This is a genomic window from Hyphomonadaceae bacterium BL14 (assembly GCA_027627705.1).
GTDB lineage: Bacteria > Pseudomonadota > Alphaproteobacteria > Caulobacterales > Maricaulaceae > Oceanicaulis.
Genome location: CP091242.1, coordinates 693563 through 714673 on the forward strand (window position 1 = coordinate 693563; position 21111 = coordinate 714673).

Here is a 21111-nt window from a genome sequence, read left to right on the forward strand (position 1 = left end):
GGCGGCGCTGCGTTAGACTTTGTGGCACCACACACCCGGAAAACCGGATGATTTGTCTCAACAGGGGAGACCGCCCATGACCCGACTGTTCCAAGCTGCCTTGATGGCCAGCGCCGCTCTGCCGGCCTTCGCCGCAGCCGGCTACGCCCAGGAAACCGAGACTGCGGCACCGCGCGGCGTGGACCGCATTACTGTGACGGCGCAGCGCCGCGAGGCGGACTCCCAGGACGTGCCCATCGCGCTCACCGCCATCGGCGCTGAAGAGCTGGAGCGTCAGGCGGTCGAGGAGATCACCGATCTTCGCTTCACCGCGCCCAATGTGAACATTCAGAAGAATACCGGCGTGGCCAATGCGGCCCAGGTCTATATCCGCGGCGTGGGCCAGGATGAGTCCTCGCTCTTTGCCGAAGTGGGCGTGGGCATCTATCTGGACGGCGTCTATCTGGGCAAGCAGAACGGCACGACCATCGATCTGCTCGATCTGGACCGCATCGAGGTGCTGCGCGGGCCGCAGGGTACCTATTACGGGCGCAACACCAATGGTGGCGCGATCCGCTTCATCTCCCGCCGGCCTGAACTCACCGGCACGCGCGGTATTCTGGACCTCGCCGTGGGCACCCATGACCGCCTCGATGCGCGCGCGTCCTGGTCGTCGGCCATTGTGGAGGGCGTCAGCGGGTTCAAGATCGACGTGTTCAGCCGCAATATGGGCAGCGATTTCGACCTGCTCAATGCGCCTGCCGCGACGGCAGGACCCTTCACCTACCAGCCCCAGTCCGAGGTGAACAATGTCGAGCGCTACGGCGCGCGCGCGTCCTTCTTGTGGGAGCCGTCCGGTCAGGACCTTTCAGTCTATATCGTGGGCGACTGGACCATCGACAATTCGGGTGCTTTCATTCCGACCCCGATCCAGCGTCAGGCCGATGGATCGGTGACCGAGCCGTTCGGGCGGCGTGCGGGCAATATGTCCATCGCCCCCTTCCATGAGTATCGCGGCGGCGGCATCAGCGGGGAGGTCCGCTTCGGCACGGCGCTGGGCGATGTCACCTCCATCACCGCCTACCGGACCTTCTCCCAGGACCTGACGGCGGACCTGGACGGTCCGGGCATTGTCGATCTCTATCAGGAGCTTGACCAGTGGCAGTTCACCCAGGAAGTCCAGCTGGTCGGCGGCAATGAGCAGGTCGACTATGTGCTGGGTGCCTATTACTTCCGCGAGAATGTGGAGCAGCTGGCCAATAACCGCTTCAACCAGATATTCTCCTTCCTGATTGGCCAGCCTTTCGGTCTCAACGATGATGTGCAGGACACCACCTCCTGGGCGGTGTTCGGCGAAAGCACCTTCCATCTCAATGACCAGCTGTCCTTCACGCTGGGCGGGCGCTACACCTCGGACGAGAAGACCGCCGAGCGCCGCCTGCTCAATCCCACCACGCTGGCACCCATCTGGGACGTGGATCCGTCCTTTGACGATACCAATTTTTCCTGGCGGGCGGTGGCGCAATACCGCCCCAATGACAATCTGATGGTCTATGGCTCGTACTCGACGGGCTACAAGGCGGGCGGCCTGGCCGGCACGCGCCCGATCACCCAGAATGTCGCCTTCAATATTTACGAGCCTGAAGAGCTGTCCTCGTGGGAGCTGGGCCTGCGCTCGGACCTCGCCGACAACACGCTGCGCTTCAATGCCACCTATTTCTACTCGGTCTATGACGCGCTGCAGCTGTCCGTGCTGGAGCCTGCCACCTTCCAGTTCGGCGTGATCAACGCCGACGCCATCGTCCACGGCCTGGAGCTGGAGGGCGTCTGGGCGCCCACAGACCAGTTCCAGCTGTCGGGCAATCTGGGGACCACCAATTTCGAGTATGACGAAGGCGCGCGCGTCGACCCGGCGGTAGGCATTCCCTTCAACACGCTGGAGGGCAAGCAATTCCCCGACCTGTCAGCCCGGCTGAACGCGGTGGTCTTCCAGCCCACGCAGCTGGGCGAGTTCGCCTTTGGCGGTTCGGCTACCCATTCCAGCGCGTTTGCCCGCAATGTGGGCAATTCACCGGCGATCTTCTCTGATGAGGTGACCACGTTCGATCTGTTTGCCCAGCTCACCTCGCCCGACGGGCGCTGGCGGCTGAAGCTGGAGGGCAAGAACATCACCGACGAGGATATTTTCCTGGCCGGTAATGCGCCGGGTGCCGCGGCGGGCTCGTTCGGCAGCCGCTATTACACCTACGGGTCCATCTGGAGCGCCAGCCTGCGTCTCGAGTTCTGATCGGTCCGATCGGAGCCTGAAACGAAAAGCGCCCCGGCCATCTGGCCGGGGCGTTCTTCTGTCCGGCTTCGTGAGGCCGGAGGGCGCGTCAGTCCTCGCGTGCCGCGTCCGCCTCGGCCGGCGCCGTGGCAGCAGCCAGCCAGGCGATCAGATCATTGCGGTCGCTCTCATGGCGCAGGCCCGCAAAGCTCATCCGGTTGCCCGGCAGGAAGTCGCGCGGATTGGTCAGCCACTCATCCAGCGCCTGCGGCGTCCAGACAAAACCTGCGCCGGCGACGACGTCGGAGTATCGGAACCCCTCTGCAGTCCCGGCCTGACGCCCGAACATGCCATGCAGATTGGGACCCACCAGATGGCGGGCACCTTCATTGACCGTGTGGCAGGACTGGCAGCGCCGCCACAGCCGCTCGCCATTGGCCAGATTGGCGGACACATAGGGCTCGCCCAGCGCGGCCAGGGTGGCGGCGGCAGCCGCATCGCGTGCCGGATCTGCGGGCGAGGGCGCTGCGGCCGGGGCCGATGCGCCGTGTCCCTGAGGTGCCGCGCCTGGCTCACCGCCTGTTTCAGGCTCGCTGCACGCTGCCAGCGTCATCAGGGCGGCGGTCAGGCCGGGCAGGGCGATGAAGAGGAATGGGCTGCGCATGACAGGCTCCTTGTCGATCAGTGTGATAACCCGGTAGCGCGTCGCGGCCCGGCGTTCAACGCGCATCGCGCCGCATACCCTCACCCCCGGCCTTCACGCCGGCTTGAGGCCGGTGCAGAACACCAGCGCCTGGTCATGATAGCGCACGCCGGGCGTGCGCATGAAGCGGGCGGCGAGGGCTGCCGCGTCATTAGCGCCGGTGAGGCCGGCGATGATCTCCACGTTCTCGGCCTGAAACCGCGCCCAGTCCGATCCGGTCTCCACCACGCGGTCAAAGCGCTGCGTCTTTACCTGGGTCAGTCCGGCATCGCGCATACAGGCGTCCAGCCGCGCGCCGAACGCGCTGTCCATGAGGCCGGAGGCATCCATGGCCGTGCGCAAGCCTGCCATCGCCGCGGCGACGGCCTGCATGTCCGGCGTGCTCACATCCACCGGGACAGACGTGGAGCAATCGAGATCGGCCAGCGCCAGCACGCCTCCGGGCTTCAGCCAGTCCATCAGGCACGCAATGGCGGCTTGCGGGTCAGGCAGATGGCCGATCACCAGACGCGCATAGACCAGATCGAACCGCCCCGGCTCGGCTGCGGGCGCGTAGAGGTCCGCCTGCATCAGGCGCACAGGGGGCTGCGGCGGGTCGGCGCGCGACAGATCAATGTCCACGCCCAGCACATCGCCGTCAGGACCGGTCTTCTGCGCAAACCAGGCCAGCATCCGCCCGGACCCCGGCCCGAACTCCGCAACCGCCATGCCCGGCGTGAAGCGCACCGCCTGGTCCAGCCACGCCTTGGTGGGGGCGGCATAAAACCCGTCCAGCCGCTGCAAGCGCTCAGCCTCATCGGCGGCGCTGCGGGCGGATGCGAAATAGACAGAACTCAGCTCACCCATGTCCGGACAAATATCGGGAAACGGGGGTGGCGGCAAGCGCGATGGGGATCGCCTGAAGTCCTATTGAAGTCTGGTATCGAGGCCCAGACCTCCATAGTTGAACTCGCCGACCATCCGGCAGTCCAGCGAATGTCCGCCCTCGCACCCGAGCCTGCAGAACGCCGCCGCCCGGGTCAGCTCGTGCGCCACGCCGGGCTCGCCCAGATGATGGCGCATCGCCTGCCCGGCGCTGTCCAAAGGTGGCTCGCTTAACATCCCGTCATGCTGTTTTCCGATATCTGCGTGCCACATGAAGAGCGAAGGCCCAGCACTGTGGGTCAGTGAGCCGGGGTGGTGGCGCCGCCTTTCGGCGCTTGGCATGCTATGGCGCATCAAGCGGAGGTGGACATGACCACCTCCGTTCAGTTTCCGGTCAACGGTTCCCATTCGGCCCGTAGGCGGATCCGCTGACATGAGGTGTGATTGGCGCCCGTCAGTGCTTGCCCGGGCAACTTAAGTCAGAGCCGGCTTCAGACAATTCGGGTCTAACCTTGATTTTCATGGTCTTGGGCAGGCTCGTCCCGATTGCTTGCAGCCGGGCCACAGGGCTCTCCGAGCATGGCGTCGGTTTCTTCACCCGGCCACCCTATCGCGGCGCGTCGCGCTTCAAGGTTTTCGGGTTCATGAACCGGTGGCTCAAATCGCCATTCGCCGTCCGTACAGGCAAGATGGCTACCGTAGAGCTGTCGGTCGCGTTTGCCGATTTCGTACCGGTCGATCAGGCCGCCATAAGGAATTGAATGAATGGCACCCTCAGAGAACAGCACCTCGTTCCACGCCAATGCCTGTTCAATTAACTCAGGCCCCTGATTCTCCCCAGGAAATGAATGGGTCACAATGCTGTTGTAGCTCAGATACGCCTCCCGATGATTGCGAATCAAGTTCCGCACACATTCAAGCGACGCAGTTTCAAGAACGAACGAGCTACTAGGTGCTGTTGACAAAGTACCGGAACCACAGGCGGATTGAAGCGAGATGGATGAAGCCGAGATAGCTGTCGGCGGTCTTGTCGTAGCGTGTGGCGAGGCGGCGTGAGCAGCGCAGCTTGTTGAAGCACCGCTCGATGCGGTTTCTCAGCCCATAGACGAAGTCGTCGATCTGGACGGGGTTCTTGCGGTTTCGGCGCGCCGGGATCATCGGCACTGCGCCGGCGGCTTCCAGCGATGTTCGGATATTGTCGCTGTCATAGCCTTTGTCGGCCAGCAGGACGCGCGGGACTGAGCCATGCGCGGCCATTACCGCCTCATAACCTTTGTAGTCGGAGACTTCACCGCCGGTGATCTCAGCGGCTATGGGCAGCCCTTCAGCGTTGGTGCGAAGGTGTATTTTGGTCGTGAAGCCACCTTTTGAGCGCCCAAAACCCTGTTTTTGAGTCCCCCTTTAGCGCCCGCAGCCTGATGGTGCGCGCGAACGATAGTGGAATCGACCATTTGAAGACTGTCGGGTACGGCCCCGCTCTCGCCCAGCGCTTCCAACATCACCTCCCACACGCCTGACAGCGTCCAGCGGCGGAACTGGCGGTAGACCCGCGTCCACGGACCGAAATAGTCGTGAAGATCACGCCAGGGCGCGCCGGTGCGCGCGATCCAGAACACGCCGTCCAGCACGCGGCGATGATCAGAAGGCGGGCGGCCCCGCTTGCCTCCGGTCGCCACCACGAAAGGCGCAAAGAACGCCCACTCCTCGTCCGTCATCAAACCGCGAACCAAGACCACCTCCCAAAAGCCAGTCTTGAATCACGCTTCGGGCGGGTTGGGAATCCACTTCGTCAACAGGTCCTAAGCACGCGAATGTCTCCAAGAGATCTTCGTGCAATCAACTCGTTCTGTTGATCGCCCTCCCGATAGTGGGCTCGCCAGACTTGAATCAGCGCTGCATCCGCGCGGTCAAGTGCTGTGAGAGCCCCCGGCCAAGCGTCGGATCCGCAACGCAGCGCGGACACAACAGTCAATGCGATTGTTATCAGCCCGATAAACGCAGTCACGCCTTTGTCTCCCAAGCGCCATGCACCATCATACCATCGATCGCCTCGGCGACGCGGCCAACACTACCCTCCTGATCTCCAAGCCACCCCCATTGGCCATCAGGATTGGCTTCCAGAAAAAATAGATCATTTCCATCCGAGACAAAGTCAAAACATATTAAATTCAAACCGGTCGCTCTTACGTACGCTTCAATCAGGGCAATCAGATTTCCGTTAGGCTCGAACGGGTCCGAAAAGTCATCCAAGCGGTTGTGCACCTCATATACATAACGCCAATCGACCAAGTCTTTTCCAAACATCTCCATAATTTTGCTTTTAGAAAATATCCTCGCAAAAATACGGCCAAAAATGTAATTTAGGCGAACTTCGTACTTTTTATCAACAAATGACTGAATGTATGTTACTGAACGAACTAGCTCCGAATCTTCTATTTCATTCAAATGTGACTTGGTAAGTTCAGACGTGCTTAAAAATTCATCTTCCCCGGCAGAGTTTTTTATGACAGCTATACGCAAGGGCTTTACCACGTGCCTATGCAATTCCAAACACTGTAAAATAGAGCTCCTCTTGTTTGTGCATATTGATTCAAGAGATTTGAACCCTATTGATCGGGCGATATTCGTTTGTATGAGCTTCTCATTATATCTGACGGCGTTGTCGTATTTATGAACTGAAACGTGCTCATTAAACAACCATATAGACTTTAAAAGACAGTTCCATTCAAGATTTTGATAAGACTCGTGGTCGCCGCTTCTGCGGAATTCGTTATCGATGTAAGGCTTCCATCTCCACCATACGCAGCCTATACTATATTGAACGCCCTCCAACATAATTCCGTCAGGACGGTTTGGATCGAAGCACATTTCGAACGGACGCGAAGGATCAAATAAGATGCACTTGTGCCCAAAATCGCGCTCAACGACTTTCAAAACTTCATTTAAATGCCAATCGAGCCTGTAACCGATAAATAGAGCTATTTTCATGTTAGGTGCGTGGCGGCAGGCCGAACCTGCCGCCACTCTCGCTTAGTCAATGCACTGCCAGTCACATTTATCGGGTCCGCCGCCTGTGCCGGGGGGGGTATCCCTGCAGCCAGCAGTGCAGTCAGGGTTCGACGATTCAGAATTTGCACCGGCGACCCTATCAATCTCCTCTTTGGTAAGAGTGCGATTCCGGTTTTGGGCTACTCGAGTCAAAGTTTGCATGATGCGACCTCAGGACGTTTGCGATGTAAATAAAATACCCCAAAGGGGTGTGCGGTGCAACCAGGAAATAGGCCAATGTGATAAATATTTTTGGTTCCACTGCGCCTGTCATTGCGTGCGCCGGTAACCAGTTCTCAATCGGTATTCGAGGGGGGGTGGATATAGCTGGTGTGCGCTGACTTGGCCTCTTGCGTTGCCTGAAAGGGCGGGCATTTCATGCGGAGCGAGCAGTGGGTTGAGTCGCCCAATGTAGCCCGCAAAAAACCGCTGCCAGGCAGCACCTTCAGGAAGCAAGAACACACGCAGATCGAACCTATCCCGGTCGGCGACGCAGCGAGGATGCTAGCGTTCTGATTTTGCCAAGAGAATCAGGAGAGGCTCATGCGCCAGGGTGCGCTAGCGGCATCGTGCGCTTGCAGCGATAGCGAGGATCGACCGATAAGACGAGAGATTGTCACCCATGTCTTAGGTGCAATCCGTTACCTATGTCTCCGGGCCGTACAAGAGAAAAATGGTGCCGGCTGAGGGAATCGAACCCCCGACCTTCGGTTTACAAAACCGCTGCTCTACCAGCTGAGCTAAGCCGGCACCGGGCCGCCCTCCAACGTCGGGGAGGAGGGCGGGATGTCAGGTGTGAGCTTAGCCCACAATCTCGTGGCCGGCGAAGAAATAGGCAATTTCTTCTGCTGCAGTCTCAGGCGCGTCGGAGCCATGCACTGAATTGGCTTCGATGGATTCGGCAAATTCCTTGCGGATCGTGCCCGGCTCGGCATTGGCCGGATTGGTGGCGCCCATCACCTTGCGGTAGGTCGCGATGGCGTCTTCGCCTTCCAGCACCTGGACCACGACGGGGCCGGAAATCATGAAGGACACCAGCTCGTTGAAGAAGCCGCGCTCACGGTGAACGCCGTAGAAAGCCTCGGCCTGGGCCTGGGTCAGGTGCAGGCGCTTCTGCGCCACGATGCGCAGGCCGGCGGCCTCGATCAGGGCGTTGATCTGGCCGGTCAGATTGCGGCGCGTGGCGTCGGGCTTGATGATGGAGAAGGTGCGTTGCAGCGCCATGGTGGATGTCCCTTCAAGGATCTGGGGAGGAATGGATTGCGGCGGCTTATAGCGGCGCTTCCGCCCCCTGTGAAGGCATGCTAGGCGCATCGTCCATGCTGCACGTCAATGACCTCACCCACCGCATTCAGGGCCGCTTGCTGTTTGATCAGGCGACGCTTTTTCTGCCCGCGAAAACCCGCATGGGGCTGGTGGGGCGCAATGGCACGGGCAAATCCACCCTGTTCCGCCTGATTTTGGGCGACGCCTCGCCTGAAAGCGGCGAGGTGCGGGTGCAGCCCGGCGCGCGCATCGGCACGATCGCGCAGGAGGCGCCCGCCGGGCGCACTAGCGTCATGGACTTTGTGCTGGCCGCCGATGTTGAGCGCGCGGCACTGATGGCGGAAGCCGAAACCGCCAGCGATCCCAACCGCATCGCCGAAGTGCAGACGCGCCTGGCCGATATCGACGCGCACTCGGCCGAGGCGCGCGCCGGCGCAATCCTGAACGGGCTGGGCTTTGACACGGCGGCGCAGGCGCGCGCGTGTGCGGAGTTCTCTGGCGGCTGGCGCATGCGCGTGGCCATGGCTGCGACGCTCTTTGCCGGGCCGGATCTGCTCCTGCTCGACGAGCCCACGAATTATCTCGATCTGGAAGGCGCGCTCTGGCTGGAGACGCACCTCTCGAAATTTCCCGGCGCGGCGCTGATCATATCCCACGACCGCGAGCTGCTGAACGCCAGCGTTCATTCGATCGTGCATCTGAAAGACTGCAAGCTGTCTGTCTGGGAGGGCGGGTTTGACGCCTTCCAGCGCCAGCTGGCCGAGCGTCAGCGCGTGCAGATGAAGATGGTTGAAAAGCAGGAGGATGAGCGCCGCCGCCTGCAGGGCTTCGTCGACCGGTTCCGCGCCCAGGCCACCAAGGCCAAGCAGGCCCAGTCGCGCGTCAAACGTCTCGAAAAGCTCGCCCCCATCGCCACCATGGTCGAGGACCCGGTAGCGCCCTTCGAATTTCCCGGCGCCGAGCGGCGCATGGGCAATCCGCTGGTGCGCTTTGACGAGTGCGACACGGGTTATGACCCGGACAAGCCGGTGCTGCGCAAGCTCAATCTGCGCATCGATGTCGATGACCGCATCGGGCTGCTGGGCCGTAATGGCGCGGGCAAGTCGACCTTCGCCAAGCTGCTGACCGGCGCGCTGCCGGTGACCTCCGGTGCCATGCGCATGCACAAGAAGGCGGTGGTGGCGCACTTCGCCCAGCACCAGATCGACGCGCTGTCGCCGGACCATTCGGCCTATGACCATGTGTTTGAGCGCATGGAAGAGAAGACCGAGGCTCAGCGCCGCGCGCGCCTGGCGCGTTTCGGCCTGCCGCGCGACCGGCAGGAGACGCCGGCCAGAACCCTGTCAGGCGGCGAGAAGGCGCGCCTTCTGATGAACCTCATCACGTTTGACGGGGCGCACCTCCTGATCCTCGACGAGCCGACCAATCACCTCGATATCGACAGCCGCGCGGCGCTGATGGACGCCATCAACGAGTTTCCCGGTGCCGTCATCCTGATCAGCCACGACCGCAGCCTGATCGATACCTGCGTGGACCGGCTCTGGGTGGCCGAAGGCGGGACGATCAAGCCCTGGGATGGGGACCTGGACGATTACCGCAAGCACATGCTGCAAAGCGAAGCCAAGCCCCGCCCCAAAGGCCAGCCCCCGGGCGGGCAGAAATCGGCTGACCGGCGCCAGACCGCGGCCGCGCGCGACCAACTCAAACCGCTCAAGGCCGAGATTGCCCGTTGGGAGCGCGAGATTGACCGGCTCAAGGGCGTGCTGGACAAGATCGATGCCGGCCTCGCTGTCATGGGGCTGTGGGAGAAGGATCCTGGCCTCGCTACCGACCTCACCAAAAAACGCGCGCGCTGTGTGGAGCTGATCGACGCAGCGGAGACAAGCTGGCTGGAGGCGTCAGAAGCCTATGAAGAGGCGCGGGCCGCGACGGGGGTTTAGGGGCGTCTCTCAATCTTTCTCTCCCCTTGATGGGGTGGGTGGGCCGGGGCGTTAGCCCCGGGCCGGGTGGGGTGATGGCGCCGCCCGGTGAAGGACTTTAGTTGCCGCCTGACGGCGGCGCCCCCCACCCCGGCCCTCCCCCGGTGGGGGAGGGAGGATATCAGGGCAGCCTCAGATTCTTTCCCTCCCCTTGAGGGGAGGGTCAGGGTGGGGTGATGGCGCCGTGCGGTGAAGGACTTTAGCAGCCGCCTTCGGCGGCGCCCCCACCCGGCTTTGCTTCGCTCAGCCCGTTCGGCCGGTCGTCTAGTCCCCGGACCAGACTTTGCGGCCTCACCCCCACGAGTGGGAGGGGAAAAGAGCGCCCCGCGCCCGGCTTAATAGCCGCTGAGCCTTGCGACCTCGCCCGCATTGAAGGCGTCATCGCCCAGATATTCGCCAGCGGCCTGGGCGCGCTTGTAGTACAGGCCGATATCGTATTCATCGGTCATGCCGACGCCGCCGAACATCTGGATGCCTTCGCTGGTGGACAGGCGTGACACGGCGGTGGCCTTCGCCTTGGCCGCGGCGCACCAGAGTGGTGCCTGGCTCGGCTGGGTGTCCAGCGTGGTGAGCGCGCGGCGCACCAGCGAGCGGGCCAGCTCCAGCTCGCCATACAGGTGGGCGGCGCGGTGCTGCAGGCCCTGGAAGGTCCCGATGGCGACGCCGAACTGTTCGCGCTCACGGATATAGTCGAGCGTCATATCAAACGCGCGCTGGCCCACGCCCAGCGCCTCGGCGGCCTGGGCGGCGCGGCCAATGTCGAGGAGATGGCGGTAGGCCGCCTCCCTGTCCTCAGCCCCGCCCAGCAGCGCGTCGCCGTCCAGCTTCACGTCGTCAAAGGCGATATCGGCAGGCACATGGCTGTCCAGCGTTCGACGGGACGTGCGGGTGACCCCGGCGGCGTCCGGCGAGACCATAAACAGATTGATCTGGTCATCCTCGGTGCGCGCGGCCACGATCAGCAGGTCCGCGCCGGCACCATTGACCACATATTTCTTGGTGCCCGAAAGGCGGAAGCCATTGCCGTCCTTCACCGCTTTGGTCTGGACGTGGGACGGGTTGTGACGCGCCCGCTCGTCCAGGGCGAGGGCGATAACGGTCTCGCCCGCGGCAATCTTGGGCAGCCAGGCATCTTTCTGGGCGTCCGTGCCCGCCAGCTTGAAAGCACTGGCCCCCATGACCGCGGTGGACAGGAAGGGCGAGGCGGTCAGATTGCGCCCGATCTGTTCGAGCACCAGGCCGGCGGCGGCGCAGCCCATATCGACCCCGCCATGGTCTTCACTGACCAGAATGCCGCACCAGCCCATCTCGGCCATGGCGGACCACAGATCGCGCGAGAACCCTGCCGGGTCGCCGGCATCGCGCAGCTTGCGCAGGGCGGTGACCGGTGCCTGCTCTTCCAGGAATTGCTGGGCACCATCGCGCAGCATGGTCTCTTCTTCGTTCAGGACGAATGACATCTTGGGTAATCCCCTGACTTAAATGGCTTCAGGCGCTCGGCAGATTGAGCACGCGCTTGGCAATGATGTTCAGCTGCACCTCGCTGGTGCCGCCCTCGATGGAGTTGGCGCGCGAGCGCAGCCAGGTCCGGGCTGCATCCCCGTCCGTGGGCTTGTCGCCTTCCCACAAGAGGCCGTCCGTGCCCAGCGCTGACATGTTGAGTTCGTGGCGGCGCTTGTTCAGCTCGGTGCCGACATATTTGAGCATGGAGGCGCGTGCGCCCACGCCCTCCCCATGGTCGCCCTCTTCCTTGGTGCGGCGCAAAGTGGCTTCAAAAGCAAGGCCATCGATGGTCAGGCGGGCGACATCGCCGCGCAGGATCGGGTCGGCCAGGCGTCCGGTTTCGTCCAGCTCGCCGGACTGATGGGCGGCAGTGACGGGGTTCAGCCCGCCAAATGCGGCTTCGGACACGATGCCCGCGCGTTCATGGCTGAGCAGGTACTTGGCGATCTCCCAGCCCTGGCCGGCCTTGCCCAGACGGTTGGCCACGAGCGCCTTGGCGTCATCAAAGAAGGTCTCGCAGAAGGGCGATTTGCCGGAGATGAGCTTGATCGGCTTGGTCGTCACGCCGGGCTGGTCCATGTCAATGAGCAGGAATGAGATGCCCAGATGCTTGGGCGCGTCGGCTTCGGTGCGCACCAGGGCGAAAATCCAGTCGGACTGGTCCGCATAGCTGGTCCAGACCTTCTGCCCGGTGACCGTGTAGTGATCGCCTTGCAGCACGCCTTTGGTGCGCAGTGAGGCCAGGTCAGAGCCTGCGCCCGGCTCGGAATAGCCCTGGCACCAGCGGATTTCACCCCGCGCGATGGGGGGCAGATGCTCCAGCTTCTGCTCGTGGGTTCCGTATTTCAGGAGGGCCGGGCCGAGCATCCAGATGCCGAAACTGTCCAGCGGCGAGCGCGCCTTGATGGCCTTCATTTCCTCTTTGAGGATGAAGGCTTCTTCCTTGGACAGGCCTGCGCCGCCGTATTCCTTGGGCCAGGTCGGGACCGTCCAGCCTTTTTCCACCATGCGTTCGAGCCAGATTTTCTGATCTTCGCTGGTGAAGGTCCAGTTGCGGCCGCCCCAGCAGATATCGGCTTCGGAAGCGATGGGCTGGCGCAGGCTGGCGGGGCAATTGGCCTCCAGCCAGGCGCAGGTGTCTTTGCGGAATGTGTCGAGCGGCATGGTATTTCCTCCCTTACGTTGACGTAAAGGGTAAGCCGAAGCCGTGCGCCTGACCAGTCCCGCCGTGCGGACGCTTTGCGGCGAAACGGCGCGGGTGCCTTGCCACGCGCGCCCCAGCCGATAAGTAGCGGCAGACCGATGACCACCCCTGCGCCCGTCCGGAGCCGCCGCCCATGTCCAGCGCCATTCTGTCGATCCCGAAAGCCTATACCGAAACCGGCACGGACCGGGCGATGTTCTGGTGGCTGGTGATCATCGCGCTGTTCGTATGCGCCATGATCGTGGTGGGCGGGGCGACGCGCCTGACCGATTCCGGCCTGTCCATCACCGACTGGCGCCCGATCACCGGGGCCATTCCGCCGCTAAGCCAGGAGGGCTGGGAGCGCGAGCTGGAGCGCTACCGCCAGATTCCCCAATACCAGGAAATCAATCGCGGCATGTCGATGAGCGATTTCCAGTTCATCTACTGGTGGGAATGGGGCCACCGTCAGCTAGGGCGCACGCTGGGCCTGGTCTATTTCCTGCCCTTCGTGTTTTTCCTGTGGAGCGGGCGTGCCCCGAAACGCCTGCGTCCCCGGCTCTGGGTGCTTTTCGTGCTGGGCGGGCTGCAGGGCGCGATCGGCTGGTGGATGGTGGCGTCCGGGCTCACCGAGCGTGTCGATGTCAGCCAGTACCGGCTCGCCACCCACCTCACCATGGCGTTCCTGATCCTGGGCCTGACCCTCTGGACGGCGCTGGAATTGCGCCATGGCCAGACAAAGCTGGCCGTACGCTCACCCCTGTTCAAATGGAGCGCGATCTTCTGGGGTGCGGTGATGGTCCAGGTCGCGCTGGGCGCTTTCGTGGCCGGGCTCAATGCGGGGCAGATCTATACCAGCTGGCCGGGCTTTAACGGCCAGCTCTGGCCGCAGGACTATCTCTCCGGGCTGCCGCTCTGGCAGGCGGTGTTTGAAAGCCGCCCGGCGGTGCAATTGCAGCACCGGTGGGCGGGCTATGCCCTGGCGGCAGGCGGGCTGGCGCTGGCCTTGCTTTGGCGGCGCAGCGGCGATGTGATCATGGGGCGGTTTGCGCTGGTGATGCTGACCGCGCTGTTCGCCCAGATCGCGCTGGGGATCCTGACCCTGGTGAATGCGGCACCGCTGTCGCTGTCGCTGGCTCACCAGGCGGGCGCGATTGTTCTCTTCCTGACTGCTGGAGCAGCGGCCTGGGCGTCCGCGCGGGCGGTGCGGGCCGGGACGGCCTAGCTGTCGTCGGCCAGCACGGTGCGCGTGATCACTTCGCGGGCAATCAGCTTCAGGCTGCCGTCGCCGCGGTCATAAGCGGCGGCTATGCCCGATGCGAAGGCACCGCCGCCAAAATTGGCGTCGGTGACGGCCAGGGCGGATGGCTCGTTGAAGCCCGGCGCGCCCAGGCCCGCATCGAAGCGGACCGTGGCGATGAGCGCGAGATTGCGTGCATCCAGCACCTGCATCAGCCCGGTATCGGGCGACACCATCAGGGCTGCGGGCCGGCCCAGCAATTCACTGTAGGCGATGTTGGAACCGGGCAGGCGATCGGTGCGGGCACGCACATCGCCATTGGCGCTGATGCGCGCCAGTCCGGCGGTGGGACCGCCTATGATGAGATCACCATCCGGTGCCGCGGCGCAGGAGCGGGCCGGGAAGGGTAGGGCGCGGGTTTCGCGCAGGCGCACCTGCAGGCCGTCGCCGCCCGCATCGCTCAGGCGCACAATGCGTGCTTCCTCGCCATCGCCCAGGATCGCCAGGTCGACATAGCCGATCCCTTCGCCGAACAGGCACAGGCTGGCCCCGCCCGGCATGTCGCCTTCGAGCGGCAGCTCGATCACGTCGTCCACCGCACGCACAACCACGAAAGCGCGCAGCGCGCCGTTTTCGTCCATGGCGAAAATCATCGGCAGGGTCTCGCCGCGCAGCGGGAAGCCGCCTGTGCCGGCCAGGCCATTCAGGCGCGGGCCGGACCCTGTGATCACTTCGCGCCCGTCAATATTGAAGACCGAGATCCCGCCCTGCAGGCTGGCTGCCGCGAGCAATCCGTTGCCCGGCGATTCCGCATCCGCCAGAAAGGCCAGGTCGCGTGCGCCGCCCGGGGCGCTGAAGGAGCCCGTAACAATGGCGGTGCGTTCAGTCTCGCCGGGATCGGCGGCCTGTTCCTCGCCCGGAAAGAAGTTGCATCCGGCCAGCGCGGCCGACAGCGCGGCAGCGGCCAGCACACGGGTGAGGGGGGCGTGACGCAGGCGGGCGGACAGGGCGGCAGGCAGCATGATCAGATATCTCGGCTCGATGCGCCCGCGCAGTGACGGGCTGACTGGGCAGCAATGGTACATGGCGGCGCGCGCGCCGTCACATGCCCGATGTATGTCGTATCAGCCGCGGATCGAGGGGCTGATCCCGGCCTTCGAATGATGCGGTATTCCAATACCTGGTTCTCAAGAGCATGATTTCACATGCGTTTCACAAGCCCTATTGACCCGTGCAGAAGTCGCGCGTAGACACCGCGCCAGATCGCGTCCGGGATGGTCCCGAAACGCGGGTCAAGTCTGTCTCTGAGGCTCCTGTTATGAAGACCTTTACCGCCAAGCCAGCGGACGTCGAGCACAAATGGATCGTGATCGATGCGGAAGGCGCCATTGTCGGCCGTCTCGCCGCCTTCATCGCCACCCGTCTGCGCGGCAAGCACCGCCCTGATTTCACGCCGCATATCGACACGGGCGACCATGTGATCGTCATCAATGCCGAGAAAGTGGTGTTCACCGGCCGCAAGTTCGCCAACAAGCGGTATTACCGCCACACCGGTCATCCGGGCGGTATCAAGGAAACCTCGCCCCGCCGCATTCTGGAGGGCCGTTTCCCCGAGCGCGTGGTCGAGCAGGCCGTCAAGCGCATGCTGCCCAAGGAAAGCCCGCTGGCACGCGCCCAGTTTTCCAAGCTGCGCGTCTATGCCGGCGGTGAGCATCCGCACCAGGCGCAGACCCCTGAAGTCCTCGACTTCAAATCCCTGAACGCCAAGAACGCGCGGAGCTGATCATGTCCGAACAAACCCGTTCCCTCGAGGACCTGAAATCCGCACTGCAGGACGCCGGCTCGCCGGTCGTTCCCGAAGCTGTGTCCGAGCAGGTTCTGGCCGAGCCGAAAATCGACGAGCATGGCCGCGCCTATGCCACCGGCAAGCGCAAGAACGCCGTGGCGCGCGTCTGGATCAAGCCGGGTGCCGGCAAGATCACGATCAATGGCCGCGAGCAGACCGTCTATTTCGCGCGTCCTGTCCTGCGCATGCTGCTGCAGCAGCCCTTCGAAACGGCCTCGCGCGTCGACCAGTATGATGTGGTCGCTACGGTCACCGGCGGCGGTCTGTCGGGCCAGGCCGGCGCGGTGCGTCATGGCATCTCCAAGGCGCTGACCTACTATGAGCCCACCCTGCGCGGCGTGCTCAAGGCCGGCGGCTTCCTGACCCGCGACAGCCGCGTGGTCGAGCGCAAGAAGTACGGCAAGAAGAAAGCCCGCCGGAGCTTCCAGTTCTCCAAGCGCTAGACACTTTTTGCTTGCACACCATACCAAGGCGGGCGGCTCCATCGGGCCGCCCGTTTTTGCGTTGCGGCTGGTGGAGCGCGCGCGGCAGATCGCGCCTCCCCTTGATGGTGGCCGCATGCTATGCCGACCCTTCACGATCCGGGCGGGGGCCTCCGCCTTCGCCTTCATTGAGCCCTGGTGCTGATGACCCGATCTGTCCCGTTCCCGCGCCTGACCGTGCTGATCCCGGCGCTGAACGAGGCCGACAGCATTGACGCGGTCGTGCGCGAGGCCCGCGACGTCATCACCGCCGCGATTCCCGAGACCGATTTCATCGTCATTGATGATGGCAGCACGGACGGCACCGCAGACGCGCTGACCGGCCTTATCGCTGAAGACACCCGCATCCGTCTGGTCCGCCACCCCAGACGCTCGGGCAAGAGCGCAGCGCTGCGCACCGGCATGATCGCCGCGCGCTCGCTCTGGGTCGCCACCATGGACGGGGACGGGCAGGACGATCCACGCTCCATTCTCGACATGGCCGCCGAGGTCGATCTTGAGTCTGTGGGCGAGCGCGCGCTGGTGGCGGGCTGGCGCGCCAACCGCACGGACGGAAACAGCCGCAAATTCGCCTCGCGCTTTGCCAATGGCCTGCGGCGCAGTCTCCTCAATGATGATTGCCCGGACACCGCCTGCGGGCTGAAGCTGATCGTGCGCGATCTGTTTCTGGCCATGCCCTTCTTTGACGCGCTGCACCGTTACATCCCGGCCTTCACCAAGCATCTGGGTTTTGGCTATGTCAGCGTGAAGGTCGTCAACCGGCCAAGAGCTGCGGGCGAGTCGAAATACACCAATCTCGGCCGAGCTTTCGCGGGGCTTTTTGATTTGATGGGTGTGATCTGGCTGATGCGCCGCACGCATACACCGGGTCCGCAGCTTCTGCTGGGCCGCAGCCCAAGTGAAGGGTCAGGCCGATGACTGCCGGGTTCGCTGCCTTGCTGACGCCTGGCCCCAAGGGCGGGCTGAACCCGGCGGCGTTCGCCTGCCTTCTGGTGCTGGCGCTGGCGGCGATGTTGCCGGGATTCTTCACCATCCCGGCCATGGATCGCGATGAGTCGCGCTACGCCCAGGCCAGCCGTCAGATGATGGAGACCGGTGACTTCATCGATATCCGCTTCCAGGACGAGGCGCGCCACAAACAGCCCGTGGGGTCCTATTGGGCGCAGGTCGTCACCAGTACGCCGTTTGGCGGCGCGCAGGCGCCGATCTGGGCGCACCGCCTGCCCAGCCTCTTCGGGATCATCGCCGCCGTGCTGATGACGGGATGGCTGGGCGCGCGCCTGTTCTCCCCGGGGGTGGGGCTGGCCGCCGGAATCGTGCTGGCTGTGTGCCTGACCGCCCAGGTGGAGGCGCGCACCGCCAAGACCGACGCGCTGCTGCTCGGCTTCGGCATGCTGGCGCAAATCTCGTTGGCCATGCTGGCGCTGAAAGTGACGCAGGTCAGACCCCGCTTCATCGGGTGGCCGCTGGCCCTGTGGGCGGCGACCGGGGCGTGCATCCTGATCAAGGGTCCCATCTTCACGATGGTGACCGCGCTCACCCTGGCCGGATACATCGCTCTGACGCGCGATTTCGGATTGCTGCGCCGAATTCGCCCGGGGCTGGGCCTGCTGACGGCCGCGGCTATCGCCGCGCCCTGGCTGATCGCCATCACAGTCGTGACCGATGGCGCTTTCCTGGCCGAAGCTGTCGGCTGGTCCATGCTGCGTAAGGTGTCCGAAGCCGCCGAGAACCATACCGGCCCGCTGGGCTTTCACCTCATGCTCTCGCCGGTCACGCTGTGGCCTGCCGCCGCGCTTCTGGGTCTCGCGGCGCTGGCCGCCTGGCGCCATCGCGCAGACCGCACGGTGCTGTTCCTGGTCGCCTGGATCATCCCCACCTGGCTGGTGTTCGAGCTGGTAACCACCAAGCTGCCCCACTATGTGCTGCCGGTCTTCCCCGCCATCGCCATCCTGATGGGCCTTGCCCTGGGCGATGCGCGCGGCCTGCTGGCCGGCTGGCGGTCGCGGGTGTTTCATGGCGTCGTGGCCGCCGCCGTGCTCGTGGTGTCCGGCGTTCTGATCGCGCTGCCGATCGCGGGCCATATCGAGTTTAACGGTGTGATCGGCCTGACGGCCTGGATTGCCGCCGGCGCAGGAGTGCTGGCCCTGATCACCGTGCTGGCGCTGGTTTTCGCCCCGTCCCTGCGCACGCTGACCGCGTCCGGCGTGGCGGCCACGGGGCTGTATGCGGCGATGTTTGGCGTGGTGATCCCGAACATCGACCCGATGTGGCCGTCCGAGCGGATCAGCCAAGTGGTGAGCACGCTGGAAGGATGCGACGCTCTGACCATCGCCACGCTGGGCTATCGCGAACCCTCCAATGCCTTCTATCTCGGGACAGAGGCTTTGCTGGCGGATAATGCCGACGCCGCCGCCGGTGTGCTGGCCCGCGACCCCGCCTGCGGCCTGGCCATCGTGGATGGCATTGAACGCGAAGGCTTTGACGCGGCGCTGGCCGAACGCGGCCTGACCGTGCGCGAACTGGCCACGGTCTCGGGCCACAACCTGGTCAAGGGCACAGAGCTGGAGATGACGCTGCTGGTGAGTGCGGGCTCGGCGCTGCGGCTGGCGGAGTAGGGGGCGGCTGATCCCCTGTTTTCCCGGAACTTGCGCTGCAAGTATCCGGGACCCAACACGATACATCTCAGCGGCGTCGACAATGGACAAGCCCGGTGGATGGCTCCCGGATAGCCGCTTCGCGGCTTCCGGGAAGGCAGTGTGTGTTGGTTTGATCACCGTCACCTGTGACATCCGCCCACGCTGACCCGCCGCGCGGCCTGAAGCCGGCGGGGAGGGCGGGGTGCGCGCGGCAGGTCCCTTAAGGACCGCTGCGTGGCTGTGGCCTGGCCGCAAGGCCAGGCGGTATGGCCGGCGGGTCCGGGGGGACCTGCCGCGCGCAGCGGCGTTATCCGGGCGTCGGCTCCCGCAGATTATCCCCGCAGGACTTGGCTGCCGAACGGGCGTGGACGGGGCCGATTGCACCCCGCCGCGTCACGCATCATCAGGTCCGCCGGTGATGCCTGGTCTCAGCGCCCGCCCCCCGCGGCCTAGAGCCTTGCCCCCGGGCCCTGGCTGCAGGGCGTGACCCGAAGGCCGGGCCTTGCAGCGGGGACTGGCGGCGCGGCCCAGTGGCTGGGCGGGAGGAATCGTCCTCCGGGCGCGTCCGTACGGACATCACCGGCGCCTGACCGTCCGAACAGGCCGTGAGGCGGCGGCCAGGCCGCCTCGCCCGCTCTTTTGCGGCCGGGCGCGTCACCCGGCCGCTTGAGGCGCCGCCCCCGCCCCGCGCAACTGTGGACGCCTCCGGCAGCGCCCCCGCCTGCGGGGCGAGTGAGGGGAGTATGCAGGCGCAGGGAGAGGGCGGGGATAAGGGGGGGGTGGGGAAGTTCGGGAGCAGGAATTCTGGCAAGATGATGGCCTGGCCCAGCTCCCAGTTTGCAATTTGCCAAGAGGGACTTATCCATCGATTGTAAATCCGGGATGCTCTTTCCAAGAGCGATCGGCAATGCTTTTGGAGTGCCTCAATCCCTTGCCGCCATCTACCTTTTCGTGTTGCTTTGAAAAGGCTATCAAAGCCCAATGGCTCATGTTTATGCTGGAGCTCACATTTAGCGAATGACGTCGAATGCAGCCAACAGTTTGGGGGTTTGCTCGTGAAGAGCTTTGATTCAAGAACGTATAGCATTAATGATTTTATCGAATGGGATAGGCAAAAACAGCTTGAGCTTAATCCAATATTTCAGCGCCGCAGTGTATGGAGCGATAAAGCCAAGAGCTATCTTATGGATACAATAATTAGAGGAAAGCCAATACCAAAAATTTTTATTAGACAAAAAATAAATGTATCAACTAAAACCTCCATCAGGGAAGTGGTGGATGGACAGCAAAGATTGCGCACAATATTATCTTATGTTAAAGATGGCTTCACAATATATAATAAGCAAAATAAGGAGTATGGGGGTAAGTATTTCAGCGAGTTGCCTGAGGAGATTCAGTCGCAAATTTTATCCTATGAAATTGCGGTTGATCTTCTTATAAATCTTCCCGATGCAGAGGTTCTTGATATATTTAATAGATTGAATTCATATGCTGTGGTTCTTAATGACCAAGAACGTATAAATGCATCCCATTTTGGAGAGTTCAAAATTTTAGTTGATGGAATAGCCCATAAATACTATGATTATTGGATTTCCCAAAAAATTCTGACCCCTCAGCAGGTGCTTCGAATGGGCGAGGTTACGCTTGTTGCAGATTTATTGATATCGATAATAGACGGAATACGATCTAAGAAACAAATTAAGAAGTACTATGATCGATATGAGCGAGAGTTCGATCAAGATGCGGATTTGATTGAGCGCCGATTTGATGCAAATATTTCAATAATGCGGCGTCTTTTCTCAGAGGGGCTTGCGGGCACTCAATTTAGAAGAATACATATATTTTACACGTTGTTCAATGCTATAGACCACGCCCAATATGGAGTGGAGCGCTTGGTAGCTCCGAGGCCAAGGCTCGTTTCGGAGCCTGAGCTCCAATCGGCTCGCCACAAACTTGATCGCATTGAGGAAATTTTTACGGAGCCTGATGTGGGCGCGCTTACTCCCAGCGAGCGTCAATTCCTGCAGGACAGTCGGCGAGCGACCACTGATGAGGCGGTGAGAGAGCGCCGTGCGAAATTTTTGCTCGGCCTAATGGGGTAGAGAGCGCGTGT

General features: G+C 62.9%; 18 protein-coding genes and 1 tRNA gene. 8 read left to right on the forward strand and 11 right to left on the reverse strand.

Going from position 1 to position 21111, the window contains the following annotated elements:
- The first annotated feature begins 76 nt into the window (after positions 1 to 76).
- On the forward strand, positions 77 to 2266 hold the full coding sequence (locus L2D00_03295) for a TonB-dependent receptor (GenBank protein WBQ13718.1): 2190 nt from the start codon (positions 77 to 79) through the stop codon (positions 2264 to 2266).
- A gap of 88 nt (positions 2267 to 2354) precedes the next feature.
- Here L2D00_03295 and L2D00_03300 read toward each other — a convergent pair whose 3' ends face one another.
- The 8 genes from L2D00_03300 to ndk form a co-directional block, all read right to left on the reverse strand.
- A complete protein-coding gene (locus L2D00_03300) occupies positions 2355 to 2909 on the reverse strand; it encodes a cytochrome c family protein (GenBank protein WBQ13719.1) in 555 nt (184 codons plus the stop codon).
- A 93-nt stretch (positions 2910 to 3002) separates the two neighbouring features.
- Positions 3003 to 3794 carry a methyltransferase domain-containing protein gene (locus L2D00_03305; GenBank protein WBQ13720.1) on the reverse strand — a complete coding sequence of 264 codons (792 nt, stop codon included), beginning with the start codon at positions 3792 to 3794 and terminating at the stop codon, positions 3003 to 3005.
- A gap of 60 nt (positions 3795 to 3854) precedes the next feature.
- Positions 3855 to 4031: a hypothetical protein gene (locus L2D00_03310; protein ID WBQ13721.1), complete on the reverse strand. Its 177-nt coding sequence runs from the start codon at positions 4029 to 4031 to the stop codon at positions 3855 to 3857.
- A 287-nt stretch (positions 4032 to 4318) separates the two neighbouring features.
- A complete protein-coding gene (locus L2D00_03315) occupies positions 4319 to 4714 on the reverse strand; it encodes a hypothetical protein (protein WBQ13722.1) in 396 nt (131 codons plus the stop codon).
- A 46-nt stretch (positions 4715 to 4760) separates the two neighbouring features.
- Positions 4761 to 5548, reverse strand: a protein-coding gene (locus L2D00_03320; GenBank protein ID WBQ13723.1) for an IS5 family transposase whose coding sequence is annotated in 2 segments (ribosomal slippage) — positions 4761 to 5215 and positions 5215 to 5548 — 789 coding nt in all. Because the reading frame shifts where the segments join, the coding sequence is not laid out codon by codon here.
- A 265-nt stretch (positions 5549 to 5813) separates the two neighbouring features.
- Positions 5814 to 6836 (reverse strand): hypothetical protein, encoded by a 1023-nt coding sequence (locus tag L2D00_03325; GenBank protein WBQ13724.1) that lies wholly within the window; start codon positions 6834 to 6836, stop codon positions 5814 to 5816.
- Between the two features lie 698 nt (positions 6837 to 7534).
- Positions 7535 to 7610 (reverse strand) — tRNA-Thr (locus tag L2D00_03330).
- A 51-nt stretch (positions 7611 to 7661) separates the two neighbouring features.
- On the reverse strand, positions 7662 to 8084 hold the full coding sequence (gene ndk / locus L2D00_03335) for a nucleoside-diphosphate kinase (protein ID WBQ13725.1): 423 nt from the start codon (positions 8082 to 8084) through the stop codon (positions 7662 to 7664).
- Between the two features lie 95 nt (positions 8085 to 8179).
- Here ndk and L2D00_03340 point away from each other — a divergent pair, with 95 nt between their 5' ends.
- Complete coding sequence (locus L2D00_03340; GenBank protein WBQ13726.1) at positions 8180 to 10066, forward strand: ATP-binding cassette domain-containing protein; 1887 nt, start codon at positions 8180 to 8182, stop codon at positions 10064 to 10066.
- Positions 10067 to 10440: 374 nt separating this feature from the next.
- On the opposite strand, the gene L2D00_03345 is transcribed toward L2D00_03340, so the two are convergent.
- Both L2D00_03345 and L2D00_03350 read right to left on the reverse strand, forming a co-directional pair.
- Entirely contained in the window at positions 10441 to 11565 is a 1125-nt protein-coding gene (locus L2D00_03345) for an acyl-CoA dehydrogenase (GenBank protein ID WBQ13727.1), read from the reverse strand.
- 28 nt (positions 11566 to 11593) lie between these two features.
- The gene (locus L2D00_03350; protein WBQ13728.1) at positions 11594 to 12772 is read right to left on the reverse strand and encodes an acyl-CoA dehydrogenase family protein; all 1179 of its coding nucleotides are present in this window, start codon (positions 12770 to 12772) and stop codon (positions 11594 to 11596) included.
- 173 nt (positions 12773 to 12945) lie between these two features.
- On the opposite strand from L2D00_03350, the gene L2D00_03355 reads away from it, so the two are divergent.
- Entirely contained in the window at positions 12946 to 14016 is a 1071-nt protein-coding gene (locus tag L2D00_03355; protein WBQ13729.1) for a COX15/CtaA family protein, read from the forward strand.
- Here the strand turns inward: L2D00_03355 and L2D00_03360 are convergent.
- A complete protein-coding gene (locus L2D00_03360) occupies positions 14013 to 15053 on the reverse strand; it encodes a hypothetical protein (GenBank protein ID WBQ13730.1) in 1041 nt (346 codons plus the stop codon). The genes L2D00_03355 and L2D00_03360 overlap by 4 nt on opposite strands.
- 296 nt (positions 15054 to 15349) lie before the next feature.
- Here L2D00_03360 and rplM point away from each other — a divergent pair, with 296 nt between their 5' ends.
- The 5 genes from rplM to L2D00_03385 all read left to right on the forward strand — a co-directional run bounded on the left by rplM (position 15350) and on the right by L2D00_03385 (position 21100).
- The gene (gene rplM, locus L2D00_03365; GenBank protein ID WBQ13731.1) at positions 15350 to 15814 is read left to right on the forward strand and encodes a 50S ribosomal protein L13; all 465 of its coding nucleotides are present in this window, start codon (positions 15350 to 15352) and stop codon (positions 15812 to 15814) included.
- A 2-nt stretch (positions 15815 to 15816) separates the two neighbouring features.
- Positions 15817 to 16320, forward strand: a complete 504-nt coding sequence (rpsI, locus tag L2D00_03370) for a 30S ribosomal protein S9 (GenBank protein ID WBQ13732.1) — start codon at positions 15817 to 15819, stop codon at positions 16318 to 16320.
- 183 nt (positions 16321 to 16503) lie between these two features.
- Positions 16504 to 17277, forward strand: a complete 774-nt coding sequence (locus L2D00_03375) for a glycosyltransferase family 2 protein (GenBank protein ID WBQ13733.1) — start codon at positions 16504 to 16506, stop codon at positions 17275 to 17277.
- Positions 17274 to 18977 carry a glycosyltransferase family 39 protein gene (locus L2D00_03380; GenBank protein ID WBQ13734.1) on the forward strand — a complete coding sequence of 568 codons (1704 nt, stop codon included), beginning with the start codon at positions 17274 to 17276 and terminating at the stop codon, positions 18975 to 18977. The genes L2D00_03375 and L2D00_03380 overlap by 4 nt, the downstream gene beginning before the upstream one ends.
- A gap of 1076 nt (positions 18978 to 20053) precedes the next feature.
- Positions 20054 to 21100 carry a DUF262 domain-containing protein gene (locus L2D00_03385; GenBank protein WBQ13735.1) on the forward strand — a complete coding sequence of 349 codons (1047 nt, stop codon included), beginning with the start codon at positions 20054 to 20056 and terminating at the stop codon, positions 21098 to 21100.
- Positions 21101 to 21111: the final 11 nt, after the last annotated feature.

Excerpts from the sequence above, each read along its gene's own strand:
- L2D00_03380 (WBQ13734.1), top strand. The coding sequence starts at position 17,274 with ATGACTGCCGGGTTCGCTGCCTTGCTGACGCCTGGCCCCAAGGGCGGG.
- ndk (WBQ13725.1), bottom strand. The coding sequence starts at position 8,084 with ATGGCGCTGCAACGCACCTTCTCCATCATCAAGCCCGACGCCACGCGC.
- L2D00_03340 (WBQ13726.1), top strand. The coding sequence starts at position 8,180 with ATGCTGCACGTCAATGACCTCACCCACCGCATTCAGGGCCGCTTGCTG.
- L2D00_03345 (WBQ13727.1), bottom strand. The coding sequence starts at position 11,565 with ATGTCATTCGTCCTGAACGAAGAAGAGACCATGCTGCGCGATGGTGCC.
- L2D00_03300 (WBQ13719.1), bottom strand. The coding sequence starts at position 2,909 with ATGCGCAGCCCATTCCTCTTCATCGCCCTGCCCGGCCTGACCGCCGCC.
- L2D00_03350 (WBQ13728.1), bottom strand. The coding sequence starts at position 12,772 with ATGCCGCTCGACACATTCCGCAAAGACACCTGCGCCTGGCTGGAGGCC.
- L2D00_03355 (WBQ13729.1), top strand. The coding sequence starts at position 12,946 with ATGTCCAGCGCCATTCTGTCGATCCCGAAAGCCTATACCGAAACCGGC.
- rplM (WBQ13731.1), top strand. The coding sequence starts at position 15,350 with ATGAAGACCTTTACCGCCAAGCCAGCGGACGTCGAGCACAAATGGATC.
- L2D00_03360 (WBQ13730.1), bottom strand. The coding sequence starts at position 15,053 with ATGCTGCCTGCCGCCCTGTCCGCCCGCCTGCGTCACGCCCCCCTCACC.
- L2D00_03305 (WBQ13720.1), bottom strand. The coding sequence starts at position 3,794 with ATGGGTGAGCTGAGTTCTGTCTATTTCGCATCCGCCCGCAGCGCCGCC.
- L2D00_03295 (WBQ13718.1), top strand. The coding sequence starts at position 77 with ATGACCCGACTGTTCCAAGCTGCCTTGATGGCCAGCGCCGCTCTGCCG.
- rpsI (WBQ13732.1), top strand. The coding sequence starts at position 15,817 with ATGTCCGAACAAACCCGTTCCCTCGAGGACCTGAAATCCGCACTGCAG.
- L2D00_03375 (WBQ13733.1), top strand. The coding sequence starts at position 16,504 with ATGACCCGATCTGTCCCGTTCCCGCGCCTGACCGTGCTGATCCCGGCG.